We start from the raw sequence: 19,388 nt of genomic DNA on the forward strand, positions 1-19,388 counted from the left end.
AAAAACCTTCGATTCTCTTAAATGAATATTATTGTATATTTATTCAAAAAAATGTCTAGTTGAACCGTTTTCATTTTTGTGTTTTTAATAGATAGCGATAGTACAACAGCCAGGGAGGTTACAAAAATGAAAAACAGAAACGTTTCAATTATTGGTGTACCAATGGATTTAGGACAAACCCGCCGCGGTGTAGATATGGGTCCAAGTGCGATCCGCTACGCCGGAGTCGAAGAGCAGCTTGAACAGCTTGGCTATGCCGTATACGATGAAGGCAATATCACTGTAGAATTAAAAGAAAGAGCGGCTGCTGATCCCGATACCAATTTAAAAAATCTTGCAGCCGTTGCAGAAGGAAATGAATTACTCGCAAAAAAAATCCAGGAAAGCACCGCACAGGATCGATTCCCTTTGATTCTTGGAGGCGATCATAGTATTGCGATCGGTACGCTCGCAGGAGTCGCAAAAGATAATCCGAATTTAGGTGTTATTTGGTTCGATGCCCATGGAGATTTAAATACGGCCGAAACGTCTCCTTCAGGAAATATTCATGGAATGCCCCTTGCTGTAAGCATTGGAATTGGACATCCTCTCCTTACCAACATTGGCGGTTATGCTCCCAAAATCAAACCTGAAAACATTGTTATTATCGGTGCCCGTGACCTGGATGATGGAGAAAGAGAATTAATTAAAGAAACAGGCATTAAAGTGTATACGATGCATGAAATTGACCGCCTTGGCATGACTTCCGTTATGCAGGAAACGATCAGCTACTTGCGGGAAAGAACGAATGGGGTTCACCTTTCTCTTGATCTGGATGGACTGGATCCGCAGGAAGCACCAGGCGTTGGAACACCTGTGCCAGGCGGCATTACATATCGCGAAGGCCATCTTGCAATGGAAATGCTTGAGGAAGAAGGCATTATTACATCTGCGGAATTTGTGGAAGTAAACCCGATTTTAGATGAAAAGAATAAAACAGGAAATGCTGCCGTTGCACTTATTTGCTCTTTGTTTGGGGAAAAGCTGCTTTAATCATCTAAATGTAAACAAAAAATAGTTAGAATCTTTTCATGAGTGCAAATTTTTCAGTCTAAACGACAGAAAAATTTGCACTGCTTCACGCTAATCTTAGATTATTCCTTTATTTCAAGCTCTTTCTGCAGACACTTTAAGCTGGCACGAAAATTGCATAAAAAGAGTATAAGGCATGGATCTTATGAAAGCGTTACCAAAATATGGAGCAAGGGAGGCAATACAATGAAAGTAATTGAAAACCAAGAACTACAACGAACGATGAAGACCAGGCACTTATTTATGATCTCACTCGGAGGGGTCATCGGCTCCGGTCTGTTCCTCGGATCGGGTTATACGATTAATCAAGCCGGGGCCGGAGGAGCCATTTTAGCGTTTTTAGTCGGCGGCTTTGTCATGTATTTAACGATGGTCTGCCTCGGAGAACTGGCAGTGGCGATGCCGGTATCCGGCTCTTTTCAAACCTATACAACGAAATTTATCGGACCTGGCGTAGGCTTTGCTCTCGGCTGGACGTACTGGCTCGGCTGGGCCGTTACGGTTGCCCTGGAGTTTCTGGCTGCCGGACAGCTGATGGGCAGATGGTTTCCTGATACACCGACATGGATTTGGTGTGCGGTGTTTGCCGTTCTGCTCTTCTCACTCAACGCCCTGTCGGCCAAGGCATTTGGGGAAGCGGAATTCTGGTTCTCCGGCATTAAAATTGTGGCAATCCTTTTGTTTATTATTCTCGGCGGCGCGGCGATGTTTGGACTGATTGACATGAAAGGCGGCCAGGAAGCACCCTTTTTCTCGAATTATGCTTCGGACGGCCTGCTTCCACACGGCGTCACCGCCCTGCTGATTACGATGATTGCGGTTAACTTCTCGTTTCAGGGAACCGAATTAATCGGGATTGCGGCTGGGGAAAGTGAAAACCCAGAAAAAACGATTCCGAAGTCGATCAAACAGTCGGTGTGGCGCACCCTTGTATTCTTTGTCTTATCGATTTTTGTCCTGGCCGGCTTAATTCCTTCGGACCAGGCAGGCGTAACGGAAAGCCCGTTTGTTTTGGTGCTCGACAGCATCGGTATTCCGTATGCGGCTGATATTATGAACTTTGTTATTTTGACGGCTCTTTTATCGGTTGGAAACTCGGGCCTGTATGCGGCTTCCCGCATGCTGTACTCGCTTTCGAAAGAAGGCATGGCTGCTCCTGCCCTGGCAAGAGTAAACAAAAAAGGCATTCCGATGAACTCGCTTATTTTGACGCTTGGTATCGCCCTTCTATCGCTGCTATCTGGCTTTTTTGCAGAAGAAACGGTTTTTCTCTGGCTGCTTTCTATTGCCGGGCTCGGCGCCCAGGTCGGCTGGATTTCCATCACCGCTTCCCAGATTGCGTTTCGCAGAAAATACGTCCGGGAAGGCGGCAATGTGGCAGACTTGAAATTCAAAGCCCCTCTTTATCCGTTTTTCCCGCTGCTGGGCCTTGTGCTGAACTGCGCCGTCCTGGTCAGCATGGCCTTTAATCCAGACCAGCGGCTTGCCCTTTACTGCGGAGTTCCATTTATGCTAGCCTGCTATGCGATTTATCACCTGAAGATCAAGAAAAACCAGGCGATCGAAAAAGAACAGCAGGAAATTCAATTGTCAGCTGATAAAAAAATGCTGCTCTAAAAAAAGATAACTGTGCTTTTCCGCTAAATTAAGGACAGGCCCGTAATGGATAAAACCACAAAAAGCGATCTTTCTCCTAAAAAGAAAGATCGCTTTTTTTATGGCACAACGACTGTAACGAAAGATGTATGTAAATAAGAAATGCCCTTTGCACGTCTTTTTTACTCATACATACTTGAGGCGTACAATACATCCGCTACAGTCTTCCATGATGGCTGTTCTGGCATGGGTTCTTCTCTGTTTTGATAATAGCCATTCATATCGATCACCCACGCCTCTATCGCTTCTAAATACCTTTCAAGTGTATGGTTCTCCCATTGAGCTTTATTGTTTTGCAAGTCTATCCTTAAGAGAGAAATAAACCTCGCTAAATCTTCCCTGCTTGTGATAGAATCTATACTTTTATATAGTTCCATTCCTATATCTCCTTCTTTTATAAGTTCCTCAACTGGCGGCGAAAATAAAAGACTCCTGCCAGAAGTGATAAAAGATGTTTCAAGGGACAAAACATCTGACCAAGTGACCTATCTGTACATGAAAAAAGCAGGCTGCTTCTCATTTTTATTGTATTCAAAAGAATTGTTTTGTTTTATTCGCCTGGAACGTTCATCCGCTGCATGGACACTCAGTCGATATCCACTTCAATATTCTTAACATAAACAGCCGTTCCTGAAATAGAAATATCTAATTGCTCCTGTTTTTCTTTTACATGCACATATACCTGCCCGTCCTTATGAATTTCATGACCTTGTTCTACAATAAGCGTTGCCGGTAATGCCATATCCTTCTTTACAAAGGTTTTAAAATACGCTCCCATTACGCCTGAAGCCGTTCCTGTAATAGCATCCTCAACGGTACCCGAATAAGGGGATGAAAAGTGGCGAGCATGCATATCACTTTCCTTATTTTGAACTTCAAAGCAAATCGGATGCAAAGATGCTTTTGGCATTTCCTTTAAAATGCCTGGAAATCTTTCTGTCAGCGGATTCATTTTCTTGAAACTTGCCAGTTTCTTAACGGGAATAATCAACGTCCAAATGCCTGTACTGCCATATACAATAGGATACGCTGCATGTAAGTCTTCTTCTTCTAAACCGATGGACGCAGCTAAATCCGACCTTGAACCATTAAATGGTTGAAATTCAGGCTTTGCATGCTGCATGGTGATCCGTAATTGACCATGCTCTTCACAAATATGTATGGGCAGTATGCCTGCATTTGTTTCAATCATAAAATGTGATTGTTCCAGTAAACCGTTCATTTTTAAAGCATAAACCGTTCCCATTGTCGCATGGCCGCATAAATTTACTTCATGTCCGGGTGTGAAGTACCGAATGCGAAAATCAGCTTCATCTGAAGAAACAACAAAAGCGGTTTCGTTAAACCCTACTGCTGCTGCGATGGCTAACATCTGTTTTTCCGTATAATCATTACCGTTTAACACAACGCCAGCCGGATTCCCTTTCTCAGGAATTGAACTAAACGCATCAATATGCTGTACGTCCACCTTAACCACAATGAGTCCTCCCTGTTTATGTAAACGTGCCTGCTCGCTGCAAAAATCATTATTATTATACCTCAATTGGTTAAATTATACATAAATTGTCGTCTATCAACCTTTATTTCTTTCGTTATAAGTGAAAGTATAATTGCGATCTGCCCCGGTTCATTTAACCAGTTATATGAATATATGCTGTTTTTTATATAATAAGGCATCATACAAAAAGGGATGTTTTATTTGAAACTTCGATTGTTAAAAGAAACGATATTCATTTTTTCTAGGTATCTATTTTATTCCTATTCTATTTGCATTTTTCAACGATGGAATGGAAATTTCAGCTCTTAAACGAATGTAATCAGATTATTGCGACTATAGGTGTTACCATTGTCGGCAGCTATATCGCTAGAGGTGAAAAACTCATAAAAGGACGGTGCCGCTTCTTTACTATGTTGATCGCTTTAATCCTTTCCGGCTTTATATATGTTGCACTAACCTAAAGCCTGCTATCAGCCGAACATCTTATGAAGAAACCTACAGGATAGGAGCCATTTAAACGTGAGCCATTTTAGATTTTTCGCTTATCAGTTCATCCTCATTAGTGGATTTATCGCGGCGGGCTCTTACTATAATGAACATATCAGCAAACCATTTGACCGTACAGAGCTCTTCGTAATAGGCATATCCGCTTTCCTTTTTTTACTAACCTTCCACTTAATGGATAGGCTTTATGAACATTTACGCTCTATGCGGTTAATGGATAAAATTCTTCTTTCGATTCTTGCCTTTGTTCTAGCTTCCCTAATGGTAGGGCTGCTCCTTGGCGAAATAACGTTCTAAGGCTCCTTCATTGATCTTTTATTTGGACGAATATAAGAGTAGACTGAATGAATCAGCTAGTTAAAAAGGAAGTGGGCACTTTGAGAAAGCAGGTTTATATTTACCCGTTACTGTTGATGAGTTTATGGGTCATACTGGTCAGTCGCTTTTTCTTTAAAGAATTTGCGGATTACCTGGATATATTATTTATTATTGTTTTACTGTTTATGGCAGCCTCCTCGTATAGAAGAAAGAAAAACAAAAAAATTATGTAACCCATCTGTTCATTTAATAGTTACATGATCCATTCACTCAGCAGCCGGTAATTAAGCTTTCCTGCTAAGTAAGCCACTCATGAAAATGGAGCTACGCATTAATAAGGAGATAGCATGCTGAAAAGAAATGTATTATTTAAACTAGGTCAGATGAAAAGCAAATTTTATGCCTTTCCTTAAATGGTCTCTACTTTTAACCATTACACTTGATATTTTTGAGGAGTTCCAGTAGTTTTGGGATATAATAACAAAAAGAGGATTAAATAAAAAATAATACGCTGCGACATGTAATATCTTTTTTATACAGGCACCATTAAACTTCATTGTTACTTTTCTTGGTAAAGTAACAAGACAGTTTGGCTGAAGAGTAGGGTTTAATATTTATTTATCCAGCAGGCCCTATCGTGGAAGAAAGAATGGGATTTTTGTAAGCAAAACACACGGCGTCAAACAAAACACAGCTACACGTTAGCTGTCTTGAAAAACTTCTACAATGATCGGGCCCATAAAACATATTTTAATCAGCAATTGGTAAATAGTCTTTAGCAGAATCGTATAACCATTTTCCATTTTTAAAAAGCAGAAATTCGTGATTATCGATATTCTCACCGATTTCCATAGTAATTGATATCGTCCTAATACTATACACAGTGTATATTTTATCTTCGTGAATATGTTTTACTTTAAACAAAATACCTCACTTCCTTATCATTTCTAAATTTGAGAAATAATATGTCTGAACCTTTTAATGTAGAACCGTAGAAAATTATAAAAACAGAATTCTGAAGGGCACATTGATAAGATCAACGGGAGGCATAGTTATCTCCAAATAAAAATATAGGTCATTGCTTAATGAACATCTATGAAGTTTTCACGAGAACCGCTTAACCTCAATGGTTATTAATCCAATTTATAATATCGTTTTGTACTTCGTCCTTATTGATTTCATTCAATAATTCATGACGTGCATCTTTATATAACTTATAGCTTACATCTTCAATACCAACTTGTTTAAATGACTTAAAGGTCCTGATTACTCCTTTTCCATTTTTCCCTCCTACAGGGTCATTGGTTCCAGAAACCAGGAAAATAGGAAGATCTAAAGGAACAGTATTTTTATTTTTTGGGCTATGTACCGTCTCAAGACCACTAAAGAAGTCGAAGTAGAAGCCACTGGAAAAGATCCCTCCGCACATATCGTCCTCAATATATTTGTCTACTTGTTTTTCATCCCTGCTCAACCAATCAAATTCTGTTCTATTCGGCTGGAATGCTTTATTGAAATTTCCAAATGTAAGCTTATTTAATAAGGGGCTAGGTGCCTTGCTTCCTTTCTTTTTCTTCTCCCTGGAAGCAATCATGATTCCGATTTTCCCCATTATTCCCGGATTTCCTCCCGTTCCGCACAAAACCACGCCTGAAAGCTTGTCTCCGAACAATTGAATATATCGCCTCGATAAAAAAGACCCCATACTATGACCAAACAAAAAGATAGGGACATTCGGATACTCCTTTTCCATAATAGTGGTCAAGGTACGCATATCCTGCAAGACTTTTTCAAACCCATCCTCATCAGAAAAATATCCATAACTATTTGCCATTTTTGCCGTTTCACCATGACCACGATGATCATTCCCATACACAAAAATATTTTGAGCAGCCAGCTCCTTTGCAAAGGAATCATAGCGTATAATATGTTCTGCCATACCGTGGGCTATCTGAACAAGGGCTTTCGGCTTTTGTTGTTCTTCTTTTATCCACTTGCTTGCAAACAAATCTAACCCATCGTGGGATAGAAACGTAAATGCTGATTGTTTTATCAATTTGAGCCCACCCCTCAAGATTTATCTTTTACAGTTTTGTAAATTGCTTCTCACTGTTGGTATTCCTTATTTTTTTATGCACTTTTATTTTTTCTATGACAAGGAGAAAGCGTAAAAAAGTATCTATTGCTGAAGCTAAAAAGCTAGATAATCGGACGTATTGCATGGTAATCTTTTGAACTTCGGATAGACTAATCACTAGTGTTCCAAAAACAGAGAAGAGTTACCGGACTACACTAGTGGATGACTGCATCCACCACATCCTGGTGCGTGACTGAGTAAATCAACAACACGACAGTATTGCTGATTTACTCGTTTGATATTAATCAAATGGACTGCCCTGTCGATTAAAGCCTGCATACAAAGCCGTTTATTACCAGCAGGCATTTTTTCAGAATTGAATGCTGGGCTGCAGGCAGATGTATATGCCAGGAATGATTGTAAAAATCATTAGGGAATTCCCTCGTAGGAGATTCAATCTGCGCAGTTATATTTTTTGTTTTTCTTTTTAAGCCTCGCACTTTGTGTTTACTCATTCAGCCTCTTCTTCTACATAGACACTGGCTCCCAATACATTAAAGCAGCATGAAATGGATATACGTATTCGTATGTACCGTTCTTTTCTATCACATATTTACGCAACACACGCTCTACTTCTTGAACGTCGTAGTGAGCATCTAAAATCTTCGTAATATTATCCTTCACTAACTGTTCATAAGAAGAATAGCTTTTCCGGCTTTGCAGCTTCACCATCTTGCAGCTGGCCATAATGCCAAGCTGATGCAGCACATTTAAGATGTGGATATAATCCCGGCGCCTTAGATTGATGCTGTAGCCCATTTGATGCAGCTCCATATAATGCGGCTTTTCCGGTCCTGTTGTCATTCCGGCAATGGCCAGCCGGTTTGCGGACTCATTCATTTTTAGTAAAGCTTTCCCTATGTCGTACATGCGGTAGAAACAGTTAAAGCCAAATACAACATCATACTTTTCACGTTCTTTATCACTTTCCCACTTATCGCAAATCAGCTCCATGTTCCTCACGCCTTTAGCAGCAGCCTGTGAATCTAAAAACTCTACAATACTTTTTGAACTGTCTATACCGGTCAGCTTTCGAGCTTTATCCGCGATGGCAAACGTATAATTGCCCCATCCAGGACCAATTTCCAGTACATTGTCATCGCTGTGTAAAAGAGGAAGAAGCTCCTGCTGCACGGCTATTGTATACGGATCAGGCTTGTGCGAGGTTTTTTTCTCCATCATAGAGGCCCAAAAAGCTTCTTCTGCCTGGTCATCCCTTAACCGCTCGGGTATATGCCCCTTACGATCTTTCATCGATTCCTGCCATAGCTCAATGTAATCATAGCCTTTTTGAATTACCGCCTTCATCTCATTCTCTCCCAGTCTAACTCAATAGTATTTTTGAATATGACATGCTCATTATGAAAACAGCTTCGGTGTATATATGAACAAGTCAAAAGCTTTAATAGTTCTTTTTTTAGATCATTTACCTTTTCAATATATACAGCATACATGATGATAAAACAGCTCTAAGTATGTAAAATCGACAGAGCAGTTTTGATTGATTCAAAGTATGTTTAATCTTGAACTACCACCCACTTACCTGACGGTTGAAGTGGGGGATTCCTGAGCAAGGGGATCTTCGACCCCCAGTAATCAGGCTAACCCCGTATTCCAACGGTTTTATGACCAATCTTAACTAGACTGAAGTGAAAGAAGCCGAAGGGCTTCTTTTTCAATATTCAGGCTCGCATTCAGATCCCGGTCGTGACGAACGCCGCAGGATGGACATTCCCACACCCGGACAGCGAGATTTTTTACATCCTTGTGCTGATGCCCGCACCTTGAGCAGAGCTGGCTTGATGGGAAGAACGGATCGACTTTTATGATCGTCCGTCCGTACCACTTCGCTTTGTATGCAAGCATTTCGTTGAACCTCGACCATGACGCATCGTGAATCCCCTTGCTTAGTTTTTTGTTTTGGACGAGATTCTTCACGGACAAATTCTCCACTGCGATCACTTGGTTTTCATGAACGAGCCTGGTCGTCAGCTTGTGAAGAAAATCTTCTCTTGTGTGTTTGATTTTTTCGTGCAGTTTAGCAATCTGGACTTTATTTTTTTTCCACGATTTCGAACCTTCTTTTTTACGTGCAAACGCACGCTGAAGAAAGGCTAACCGCTTTTCGTATTTTTGATAGTATTTCGGGTTAGCGATGGATTCACCGTTGGAGAGCACGGCAAACTCTTTTAATCCCAGATCAATGCCAACGGCATCGTTGGTGCTTGGTTTGTACGGGGAATAAGGCATCTCGCAAATGACCGAAATAGAATACCGGCCGGTACTGCTGCGGCGCACGGTGACACGCTTAATGTCGCCTTCGATGTTTCGGGACTTGGAAAAACGAATCCAGCCGAGTTTCGGCAGCTGAATGTGATTGTCTATCATTTTAATATTGTTGTTTGTCATTTTGGTCGTATAGCTCTGAATCGGGTTTTTCTTACTTTTGAATGTTGGGTGGCCCTTGAAATCATACGCCGTTGGCGTATAGCCTTCTGCACATTTTTTTGCGGCTCTTTTTTTTAATTCTTTTTTCGGCTGATCCTTATATTTTTTGAATCCTTCGTACTGATATTCGATGCTTGCCTGAAGAGCAATACTGTCAGAATGAGACAACCATTTGAATGTTTCTTTTAGCCCAGGGAGAAGCTTTTTGGCAGCTGTTTCTGTATACCGTTTTTTTGTTTTTTCGAAACTCTTGATGTTTTCATTTAATATATAATTGTAAACAAACCGGCAGCAGCCGATCGTTTGGTTAATCAGTTGTTTTTGCTCGTCACTTGGATGGATTTTAAACCGAAAGGCTTTAAAATGAAGGTTCTTTGTTTCATCTGTTTTGGTTCTCATTATTTTCCCCACCCCCCTGAACGTTTGTTCTGTACCTAATTATACCATTTTAGCAATAGAGCGTTCAAGGAAAAAGAATGACTGAAAGAGCAGCGATTCATCCCCCACTTAGCAAGCTTGAAGTGGGGGTGTTCTCGCCGAAGATGATAAAGGAAACATAAAGGAAGACACAAGAACGAACACAATATTTTCCCTGCCGCTTCCCCTTTCATTTCTGTTTTATCAAGAGAGAAAATTAAATTAAAAAGAAAAGCCGGCAATATGATTGCCAGCTTTTTTTAACAGGTTATACAGATAAGCAGGAATGATAGGTATCACTGCTGAATTCGTGCTTCCTCACATATTCAATTGTGTATATGAAAGCTTCTTCATTGTCACGCAAGATCACTGTAGAGACAAGTCACCCTTTTTGCCTCAAATATCGTTTATCATTCATAAATAAGCTCCAGAAGTAAAAAAAGCCGGGGAACAGAATGGCGAAGCCAACGATATACGTGATAAACACAGCCCTGAATGAATTAGGATCTGTAAAAGCGGCCTGAATGGTCACATTTGGATAAATAATATAAGGCAAATGCGCTTTTCCATAAACGTAGCTTGCAATAAGGTATTGAATGACCACGGCAATTACCGAAAGCCTCGGCATTCCTTTAACCCCTTTTTGAAAAGGCGATGAGCCATACAACCCGATTCCTACAATCAAAAAGAAGCCGACAGAAAGCAGCAGAAGCGAAAAGTCTTCCATCATACGCTCATATAACCATTCGGCCTCATTGGCTAATGTAAGCATAATCAGAAAAGCCATTAACAAGGTTACGGGCCCTAATATTTTGCCATTCCGAAGATACACTTTATAAGCTTCCATTTCATTCGATGCTTTTGAATAATCCGCCAGTAATAAAGAGGAGAGGAAAAGAGTACTGCTGACCGCAAAGCCGATAAATGCATACACATTCGGGCTTGTGAACAGCCTGGCTAAATTTAAATTGGCTGTACCATTTACATAATCGACAAACTCCCCATGTGTAATAGGCAATACACTGATTAACAGGCCGGGAATAATAATCCCTGCAATACCTGAAATGTAGGTCAATGGCTTTTTGTATTCTGTGGCGATGTTTGAAAAAACTAAAAAAGCACTTCTTAAAGCAAGCAAAAGCAGAATCGCACTTCCAGGAACGAGCAGGATGGTGCCCAGCGTGTAAGCTGCAGTTGGAAAAAGACTATAAACCGCCACAACTAGTGCAACAATAAACGTATTGGTCACTTCCCAGGTGGGAGATAAATATCGATTGGCTACATTCGTCGCTTTTGTTTTCTCGTGGTTAATGTAAATCATCGACCAAAATCCCGCCCCGAAATCCATGGTAGCCATAACGGCGTAAATAAAAACAAACCCCCAGAGCACGGTGATCGCAATCAGAGCATCAGCCATTCGTCTATCCTCCTATGAGTTGGAACCGTATAACGGTTTCCCTTTTTTCTCCGCACGCTTCATATCATCCAGTTCTGTATTTTTTCTGAAGAAATACAACAATACAAACAAAACTGCAGCCCCCAGGATAATGTACACGATAATGAATAGTATGAACAATATACCTAAATTCGTGGCAGTTGTAGCTGACTCAGCTGTTGTTAAGACCCGGTATATCACCCATGGCTGGCGGCCTGTACAAGCGAAAATCCATCCGCATTCAAGCGCAACCACGGCTAGCGGGCCTGTGGCTACCAATGTCCAAAGCACGGGCTTCGGATAGTGCTTCTTTTTCAATCCTTTTTTCCAGATCAATACGAGGATGGGAATCAGGATAAGCAGAGAGCCGATGCCGACCATCACGTTAAATAACGTATGTATATAGAGCGGCGGCCAAAATTCCTCCGGAAAATCATTCAAGCCCACTACAACCGTATCGAAGCTGTTTCCAGAGAGAAAGCTCAGCGCCCAGGGAATTTCAATCGCCCACTTTACTTCCTCCGTTTCCCGGTCTGTAAAACCCCCAATGGCAAGCGGCGCATGGGATTGAGTTTCAAATAACCCCTCTGCAGCAGCCAGCTTTTCCGGCTGATATTCATGTAAATACTGAGCGGATTCATGCCCATTTAAAGCGGTAAAGAACGCAAAGGCGCCCCCTACTACTAAGCTGATCAGGAGTGCTTTCTGATGAAACAAATAAACCCTGGATCCCCGTTCATTTTTCATCATTTTAAAAGCCGCAACAGAACCAACCGCAAAGGCGCCGACTACGTAGGCAGACAGTGCCACGTGCCCGGCCGTTACGAAAAAGCTTGGATTAAAAAATGCCGCCCACGGGTCAATGTCTAAGAACTCTCCGTTTTCATACCGGAAACCCGCCGGTGTTCCCTGAAAGGCATGGACATTTGTAATCAATACAGCTGAAGCCAAAGCACCTAAAGCGACGAGTACGAGGCTTACAATTCTCATCCAGGGCTTAATTCTTTCGGCAGCATACACGTAAATAGACATGAAAAGAGCTTCTACGAAAAAAGCGTATATTTCAATTTGAAAAGGAAGCGGCATGACTCGCCCGACAACTTCCATAAAACCGGGCCAAAGCAAGGATAACTGAACGCCCGCAATCGTGCCGGTCGGAATACCGACGCCAAGCAGGACAGCAAATGTCTTTGTCCATCGCTTGGCCATGACAACGTAGTCCAAATCTTTTGTTTTTTGATAAAGCAGTTCAGCCACTAAAATCATCAGCGGCAGCCCTACGCCTATCGTGGCAAATATAATATGAAAGGCCATCGTCGTCCCAAATAAAGAACGGGCTATTACTAAATCATCCACTATTTCTTCGTCCTCTCGGGGTTAAGATTCGTCCATATTTATCCCCATTTCACTAAATACTATACAATCTGCCTAGGATAAGTTTTTTATGGAACACCGCTCCTGACACACCACAAAAAAGCATCAGTTCTTGATAGTTCAAGGGCTGGTGCTTTTTAGGTTATAAAATCATGAAGCTTTATGATGGTGAAGCTTTTTATACTGCTGGTCTGGTCAGCCGGGGATCAAGATCCGTTAAATTCGTTCATACATCCAACTGCTATATTTCCTGGTAAACTACCCTCCTTTTCTCACCCCGTATCCCCCGCTATTTAAGCTTTTAATGAAAATAAAAAGACCGATTGTCTCGGCCTTTCAAAAAAATACCTTTATGTAAAATGGAGCTGGTTTTACTTATTTAACGCAAGCGCCTGGATGGAGTTTGCTAATTTTGCTGACACATCTATATTGTCAAAATTTAACCCTAATTGAACGGCTGTTTGAGCAATTTCTGGCCGTATCCCCGAGATAATAGCGTGCACGCCTATTAACTCTAAACTTTCGATCAACTGGAAAATTTGGTGGGCAACCATCGTATCGACCATCACCACTCCAGACAAATCAATTAAAAGTTTGTTTACACCCTTTTCATAACACTGTTGCAGCGTTTGCTCAAGAATGTATTTGGCTCTCATCGTATCAATATCGCCTACTAAAGGAAGCAGGGCCACTTCTTCATGGAGAGTAATCACTGGAGAACTCAATTCATTAATCATTTCCTGCTGACTTTGAAGTCTTTTCAGTGAGAATTCATGGTATCTTTCGATATACCAAACCACAATTTTATCAATTGTTTTAACAATATAGTGATTCCATAAATCGATCACTTCTTGTGAATATGTATCCTGGTTGTGAAAAAGAAACTCGTTAATAAATGTCAAATATTGATCTCGCGTTCTAAAGAATTCTCTCACAATCAGATACTCAGGTGTTGATAAATGCTGTTCATCTGATGCAACTTTAAGCACCCACCCTTCCAGCTCTTTTAAAAAGACAGGCTCGTCTTGAACGAATAAATTGCAAAAATGCAGATGAAAGCTGTAGTTTTGCTCTTTGAGCAATTTGATCGCTTTAGGATCTTTTGTTCCGTACACTCCTGATGTCTCACTTTTATCTAGAGATTCGTACCATTCCTCCGTTAATTGCCAGGCTTTTTCTAATAAAAATTCTTGTAGTTCTTTACTTTTATGCACGACATGCCCTCCAGCTGATTAATTATACACCAATATATTATTCTAGCTTACGAGGCATGAAGTAGCTATTTTTAAATCTCTAGATCCCGGATGTTTATACAAACCCGTTGTCTGCTGAATTAAATTCATTGCCAAGCCCATGTACCTACAAGAATTGAAAATGTATTACTGTTCAATCATCCGGTTGTTTCTCAATATAAAATACCCAAACATAAGAAGAAAAAGCTGAAACGGTTTTCGGGAAAAGAGTCAAGCGTACTAGCTTGTGAAGATGTTTACTTTAATAATAGTAGGGAAAAATAATCAATGGGTTAGGGTAACAAAAAAGCAAATGCTTTTCATGGGAAGAAATATTTGTGCAGAAAGTATTTTCTTTTTTATGTTACATAAGATCCGAAGTTTATTGGTACAAATGAAATGAGCTTTCACAAAATCCAAAAAGAAATGAGGAATGTAAACATGGCAGTATTATACACAGGCAGTGCAACAGCATCAGGCGGCAGACAAGGACACGTGATTTCCTCTGACAACGTACTTGATCTGGATTTAAAAACGCCAGAAGGACTCGGCGGCCCGGGCGGCTACGGAACAAATCCGGAGCAATTATTTGCGGCTGGCTACTCTGCCTGCTTTGACGGGGCATTGAACCTTGTGATTCGCAAAAAAGGAGTTAAAGGGGTTACTTCTACTGCTGTTACGGCAAATGTGTCCATTTTAAATGATGAAGCAGATGACGGCTTTAAGATTGCAGCTGACCTCGAAGTGGAAATCGAAGGTGTAGATAAGGAAACGGCACAGGAGCTTATAGAAGCTGCCCATCAAGTATGCCCGTACTCTAAAGCAACAAGAGGAAATATCGAAGTCAATTTGAAAGTGGTATAAACAAGCGCTTCCTGAAATAAATAGCAATCCTTAAACCATCATTCCGGCTGCTCTGGCAGCTTTAATAAAGGAGAATGGAGATATGGCGTTTATACAGGTTGGCATGGAAAATAGTGCATCGATCGATCTATACTATGAGGATGTAGGAAACGGAAAACCGGTTGTTTTAATTCACGGCTGGCCGTTGAGCGGACGCTCCTGGGAATCTCAGGTTCCTGCTTTAGTGGAAGCAGGCTACCGGGTCATCACGTATGACCGCAGAGGCTTTGGGAATTCCTCACAGCCATGGGAAGGCTATGACTATGACACCTTTTCAGCGGATTTACACAAACTACTGGAGCATTTAGATCTCCGTGATGTGACGCTTGTCGGCTTTTCAATGGGCGGCGGCGAAGTGGCACGCTACCTTGGCACATATGGAGATGAAAGAGTCAAGAAAGCGGTTTTTGCTGCAGCGGTTCCTCCATATTTGTATAAATCGGAAGACCATCCGGAAGGCGCATTGGATGAAGCCACTATTGCCGATTTCCAAACTAGTATCGAAAAAGACCGTATTACTTTCCTTGAAACATTCACCAAGAACTTTTTTACTGCTGGGGACAAAACGGATTTGGTTAGTGAGGAGTTCCGTCATTACATCCGTGATATTGCTTCATTCGCTTCGCCAAAGGGCACGATCGACTGTGTCAGCGCGTTTGCACGCACAGACTTCCGTTCTAATGTAGCTAATATTAATGTACCTTCCTTGATTATTCATGGAGATTCAGACTTGGTTGTACCATTTAAAGCAAGCGGAAAACTGACGCATGAACTTCTTCCCAACAGCCAGCTCGTCGTAATTGAAGGCGGACCGCATGGACTAAATGCTACACACCGGGAACAATTCAATACCGCTTTACTGAAATTTCTCGCGGAATAATCAAAAAGGGAACTGTATAGTCAGTTCCCTTTTTTACTCTTTACTTTCACCGCTTGTCCAAAAAAGCTGCTTTACACACAAACTTATGCTGTCCACTTCGTCCCTTTGACTCTATCAACTTTTAACACTTCCCTCTTTTCACCGATCAGCTGGCAGGCTGCCACAAAAAGGAGAATAGCGAGCCCCGGAAAAATCATAACATGCGGTGCTGTCTGGAAATAAGCAGTCGCATCATGAAGCATAACTCCCCATTCCGGAGCCGGCGGCTGTGTGCCTAATCCGAGAAATGACAGCCCCGCCATCAACAGTACGGCTTTTCCTGTATCCAATACGCTGTAAGCAAGAAGCGGTGAAGAAACTTTAGGAAGAATATAACGCCGCATAATACGGATATGAGAATTTCCCGACATTCTGGCAGACCAAATATAATCCGCCTGGCAGACATTCAAAACAAGGCTGCGGATAAAGCGGACGTATCCTGCCCATCTTACTAAAACGATTGCAATGGTCATATTGAAAAGCCCTGGACCGAGCACGCCGACGATCGCAATCGTTAATACGATATCTGGAATGGCCAGAATGCCATCCACCACTCTCATAAATAAATGACCGCCTTTTCCGCGTACATAACCGGTGAACAGCCCGATTGGCAGACTGATGACCACTGTGCATAAAACAATCAAAAACGCAAACAGAGCACTTACACGTGTGCCAAAAAGTACACGTGACAAAACACAGCGGCCTAAATGGTCCGTCCCAAACGGGTAATCCCAGCTTGGAGGAGCGAGCCGGTCGGAAAGGTTAATGACGAGCGGGTCGTGTGGAGCCAGCCACGGCGCAAACAGACCCGTTAACGCAATCAAAAGAAATAAACCAACACCCGCTGCAAAGCTCTTATTGATGGAATAAGCTATATTTTTCAGTTCCCTCTCCTCCTAACGTGCGCGCATTCGTGGATCTACAAGTTTAGAGAGAAGATCAACGGCAATATGGATGGATATAAATAAAAACGAGGTGAGAATCGCATAGCCTTGAATCACCGGGTAGTCCCGCTTGTTAATGGATTCAATCATATAGTTACCTAAACCCGGCCACGAAAAAATTGATTCCACAATCATGCTTCCCCCCAGCATAAAAGCAAAGCTTGTTCCCATCATCGTCACTACCGGCAGGAGTGCATGCTTACATACGTGAAGAAACAAAATACGCCTTTTTGATAATCCTCTCGCTTTTGCAGCTTGAACAAATGGCTGATCCATTACTTCGAGCAGACTAGAGCGCAGCACCCGGGCATAAACAGTACCAAGTCCTAAACCAAGTGTCAGAGCCGGCAGGATAAGATGCGCAGCTGTCCCCCGGCCCATTGAAGGAAGCCAGCCGAATTGTACAGAACAAACATAGATAAGCAGAAAGCCCAGCCAGAAGGAAGGAACGGATGAGCCAAGCAATGCGGCACCCCTTCCGATCCGATTGAGCCATCCGCTTGAATAAAGAGCGGTTGCCCCGCCCATGATGAAGGCAACAAGCACCATTACAAGGAGTCCTGCACCGGCCAGCTCCAGCGTAGCGGGTATCCGGCTAAGCAGTTCACTGGCGACCGGTTCTTTGGATACGTAAGAGGTTCCCCATTGAAGGGTGAAAGCATCTTGCAGCCAGTTCATGTATTGACTGCCCAAACTGTCTGTTAATCCAAGCTCTTCCCGTAAATCAGCCAGCGCTTCATCTGACACCGGAATATTATGGGCAGTGAGCAGCAAATAAGCCGGATCTCCCGGTGCCAGCCGCAGGAGCCAAAAGGTAAGCGATGAAACAAAAAAAACAATGAGTACCAGCTGGGCAATATGCTCAACTCCGAAACGAATCACTATTTTCATTCGCCAGCCACGTTTATTTGAGAATGGATATAGTAAAACTCACTTGCCTGCGGCTCAAATCCTGTCAGGCCTTTTCTGACGGCAAAAATAGTTTCGGGATGTACGAAAAATGACTGCGGCACATCACTGTTGATGACTTTTTGTATGTTCAGTGCCAGCTCATTCCGCTGTTCCCGATCAGCCGTTTCATTTAACTGGGCAATCAGCCGGTCAAGTACAGGTGAAGCATAATGACTTACATTCGAATTGCTGTCTGAACGGTAAAAAAGGTTTAAGAAGTATTCTGGATCGCCCGTATGAGCGGTCAGCATACTGTACATCGCCACGTCCCATTTTTCTTTTGCCAGTGCTTCATCGATATTTTCGACCTGGCGGAGGTTGACTTGGACTCCATTTGCCAGGAGCTCACTTTGAATGATTTCAGCCATCACGGTCAGTTCCGGACGCTGCGGAAACGTCAGCATATTTATTTCAAAGAGCTTTCCATTCTTCTCCCATCGTGCCTCTTCGTTTTTCTTCCACCCTTCTTCCTTCATAAATGCTTCAAAGGAACCTGTTTCCTTTTTCTCTTCCCCCTGACCGAATGGGAGCAAGTCAGGAAATGGCCCATTTGCGGCTGATGCCTTTCCTTTCATCACAGATTGGACAATTTCCTCTTTGGGAACTAAAGCGTCCACCGCTTTTCGAAATGCCGCATCCTTAAACACAGAAGACTGAACGTTAAACAGCATCATATGCGTACGAAGAGACGGCGCTGTTAATATTTCGAACTGATTACTTTTTTGAAGCACGTCTATGTTATCAACGGGAATGTCTACTGCTGCATCTACATCTCCCGATTGCAGAGCCATCAGCCGTGTATTCCCTTCCGGAATAAACCGGATCGTAATCTTTGAAAGAAGGGCTTTTTCTCCCCAGTACTGCTCATATCTTTTTAAAATGAGCGACTCGTCTTTATGAAACTCTTCCATTTGAAAAGGACCTGTCAGGGCTGGATACGTACCCCTTTTTCCAAGCGTCCCCGCATCCCCAATCATGACCGATGGATCTGCTAAATGAGCGGGCAGAGCTGCATTCGGCTCGGTCGTTTCGATTTTCAGTTGATTGCTGGCTGCTTCTATCGTTTTGATCTTCAATAAGTCTTTCGCTTTTGCTTCTTTCTCGATGGACCGCTGCAGAGATGCTTTTACACTCGCCGCATCCATTGGTTTTCCATTATGAAAAGTCACATTCTCCTGCAGCTGAAACGTCCATGTCGTAGGGGTTTCCTGTTTCCATTCCTTTGCGAGCCACGGAACAGGCTCCAGCTCTTTGTTCAGCTTGACCAGTGTTTCTCCAGCGCCTGAACGCATGATCTCCCAGCTGTCGCTCCCGTGAGGATCCAGGCTTGACGGGCTCCAAGGAAAAGCGAATGTTGCTGATGGCTCCTTTGAAGCATCTGCCCCCTTTTCCGACCCGCATCCGGATAATAAAAACAGCCCTGCGACCGCGATCCATAAAAGAAAAGTAAATGTTTGTGTTCTCATTCTCATCCTGTGAGCACCTCCTATGTTGTGATAAACGAAAAAAAGCATTTCCGACCAGGTTTGGAGGTCAGAAATGCTTTTCATTAAAAAAGGGAGGAACTGCACACTATCCCCC

The 19,388-nt window shown here is 42.4% G+C and carries 18 protein-coding genes; 6 read left to right on the top strand and 12 right to left on the bottom strand.

What is annotated here, in order from left to right; genetic code table 11:
- Positions 1-126: 126 nt before the first annotated feature.
- Both rocF and RRU94_RS07610 read left to right on the top strand, forming a co-directional pair.
- Positions 127-1,032: an arginase gene (gene rocF / locus RRU94_RS07605; RefSeq protein ID WP_315691162.1), complete on the top strand. Its 906-nt coding sequence runs from the start codon at positions 127-129 to the stop codon at positions 1,030-1,032.
- Between the two features lie 225 nt (positions 1,033-1,257).
- Positions 1,258-2,688 (top strand): amino acid permease, encoded by a 1,431-nt coding sequence (locus RRU94_RS07610; RefSeq protein ID WP_315691163.1) that lies wholly within the window; start codon positions 1,258-1,260, stop codon positions 2,686-2,688.
- A 161-nt stretch (positions 2,689-2,849) separates the two neighbouring features.
- On the opposite strand, the gene RRU94_RS07615 is transcribed toward RRU94_RS07610, so the two are convergent.
- Positions 2,850-3,104 carry a DUF7660 family protein gene (locus tag RRU94_RS07615; RefSeq protein ID WP_315691164.1) on the bottom strand — a complete coding sequence of 85 codons (255 nt, stop codon included), beginning with the start codon at positions 3,102-3,104 and terminating at the stop codon, positions 2,850-2,852.
- Positions 3,105-3,313: 209 nt separating this feature from the next.
- Positions 3,314-4,204: a PhzF family phenazine biosynthesis isomerase gene (locus RRU94_RS07620; protein WP_315691165.1), complete on the bottom strand. Its 891-nt coding sequence runs from the start codon at positions 4,202-4,204 to the stop codon at positions 3,314-3,316.
- A gap of 540 nt (positions 4,205-4,744) precedes the next feature.
- Between RRU94_RS07620 and RRU94_RS07625 the strand changes: the two genes are divergently transcribed.
- Together RRU94_RS07625 and RRU94_RS07630 are read left to right on the top strand one after the other, a co-directional pair.
- Positions 4,745-5,026, top strand: coding sequence for a hypothetical protein (locus RRU94_RS07625; protein WP_315691166.1), 282 nt, complete (start codon positions 4,745-4,747; stop codon positions 5,024-5,026).
- A gap of 47 nt (positions 5,027-5,073) precedes the next feature.
- Positions 5,074-5,280, top strand: coding sequence for a hypothetical protein (locus RRU94_RS07630; protein WP_315691167.1), 207 nt, complete (start codon positions 5,074-5,076; stop codon positions 5,278-5,280).
- Between the two features lie 890 nt (positions 5,281-6,170).
- Here RRU94_RS07630 and RRU94_RS07635 read toward each other — a convergent pair.
- The 7 genes from RRU94_RS07635 to RRU94_RS07660 all read right to left on the bottom strand — a co-directional run bounded on the left by RRU94_RS07635 (position 6,171) and on the right by RRU94_RS07660 (position 14,072).
- Complete coding sequence (locus RRU94_RS07635) at positions 6,171-7,103, bottom strand: alpha/beta hydrolase (protein WP_315691168.1); 933 nt, start codon at positions 7,101-7,103, stop codon at positions 6,171-6,173.
- Between the two features lie 231 nt (positions 7,104-7,334).
- Positions 7,335-7,535 (bottom strand): DUF3916 domain-containing protein, encoded by a 201-nt coding sequence (locus tag RRU94_RS25680; RefSeq protein ID WP_410492978.1) that lies wholly within the window; start codon positions 7,533-7,535, stop codon positions 7,335-7,337.
- A 117-nt stretch (positions 7,536-7,652) separates the two neighbouring features.
- Positions 7,653-8,492 carry a class I SAM-dependent methyltransferase gene (locus tag RRU94_RS07640; protein WP_315691169.1) on the bottom strand — a complete coding sequence of 280 codons (840 nt, stop codon included), beginning with the start codon at positions 8,490-8,492 and terminating at the stop codon, positions 7,653-7,655.
- Positions 8,493-8,819: 327 nt separating this feature from the next.
- The gene (gene tnpB, locus RRU94_RS07645) at positions 8,820-10,031 is read right to left on the bottom strand and encodes an IS200/IS605 family element RNA-guided endonuclease TnpB (protein WP_315691170.1); all 1,212 of its coding nucleotides are present in this window, start codon (positions 10,029-10,031) and stop codon (positions 8,820-8,822) included.
- Between the two features lie 400 nt (positions 10,032-10,431).
- Entirely contained in the window at positions 10,432-11,466 is a 1,035-nt protein-coding gene (locus tag RRU94_RS07650; RefSeq protein ID WP_315691171.1) for a cytochrome d ubiquinol oxidase subunit II, read from the bottom strand.
- Positions 11,467-11,478: 12 nt separating this feature from the next.
- A complete protein-coding gene (locus tag RRU94_RS07655) occupies positions 11,479-12,840 on the bottom strand; it encodes a cytochrome ubiquinol oxidase subunit I (protein ID WP_315691172.1) in 1,362 nt (453 codons plus the stop codon).
- A 389-nt stretch (positions 12,841-13,229) separates the two neighbouring features.
- Positions 13,230-14,072 carry an STAS domain-containing protein gene (locus RRU94_RS07660; RefSeq protein WP_315691173.1) on the bottom strand — a complete coding sequence of 281 codons (843 nt, stop codon included), beginning with the start codon at positions 14,070-14,072 and terminating at the stop codon, positions 13,230-13,232.
- A 459-nt stretch (positions 14,073-14,531) separates the two neighbouring features.
- Here RRU94_RS07660 and RRU94_RS07665 point away from each other — a divergent pair, with 459 nt between their 5' ends.
- Complete coding sequence (locus tag RRU94_RS07665; RefSeq protein ID WP_315691174.1) at positions 14,532-14,954, top strand: organic hydroperoxide resistance protein; 423 nt, start codon at positions 14,532-14,534, stop codon at positions 14,952-14,954.
- Positions 14,955-15,036: 82 nt separating this feature from the next.
- Positions 15,037-15,873 (top strand): alpha/beta fold hydrolase, encoded by an 837-nt coding sequence (locus tag RRU94_RS07670; protein ID WP_315691175.1) that lies wholly within the window; start codon positions 15,037-15,039, stop codon positions 15,871-15,873.
- A gap of 83 nt (positions 15,874-15,956) precedes the next feature.
- Here the strand turns inward: RRU94_RS07670 and RRU94_RS07675 are convergent, their stop codons facing one another.
- Genes RRU94_RS07675 through RRU94_RS07685 form a run of 3 tightly spaced genes read right to left on the bottom strand, consistent with a single transcriptional unit; the run spans position 15,957 to position 19,279 of the window.
- Positions 15,957-16,796 carry an ABC transporter permease gene (locus tag RRU94_RS07675; protein ID WP_410492979.1) on the bottom strand — a complete coding sequence of 280 codons (840 nt, stop codon included), beginning with the start codon at positions 16,794-16,796 and terminating at the stop codon, positions 15,957-15,959.
- A 12-nt stretch (positions 16,797-16,808) separates the two neighbouring features.
- Positions 16,809-17,747, bottom strand: a complete 939-nt coding sequence (gene nikB / locus RRU94_RS07680) for a nickel ABC transporter permease (protein WP_315691177.1) — start codon at positions 17,745-17,747, stop codon at positions 16,809-16,811.
- Positions 17,744-19,279, bottom strand: a complete 1,536-nt coding sequence (locus tag RRU94_RS07685; RefSeq protein WP_315691178.1) for an ABC transporter substrate-binding protein — start codon at positions 19,277-19,279, stop codon at positions 17,744-17,746. Before RRU94_RS07685 ends, nikB begins: the two co-directional genes overlap by 4 nt.
- Between the last annotated feature and the right edge of the window lie 109 nt (positions 19,280-19,388).

The sequence above is a fragment of the Domibacillus sp. DTU_2020_1001157_1_SI_ALB_TIR_016 genome (assembly GCF_032341995.1).
Lineage (GTDB): Bacteria > Bacillota > Bacilli > Bacillales > Domibacillaceae > Domibacillus > Domibacillus indicus_A.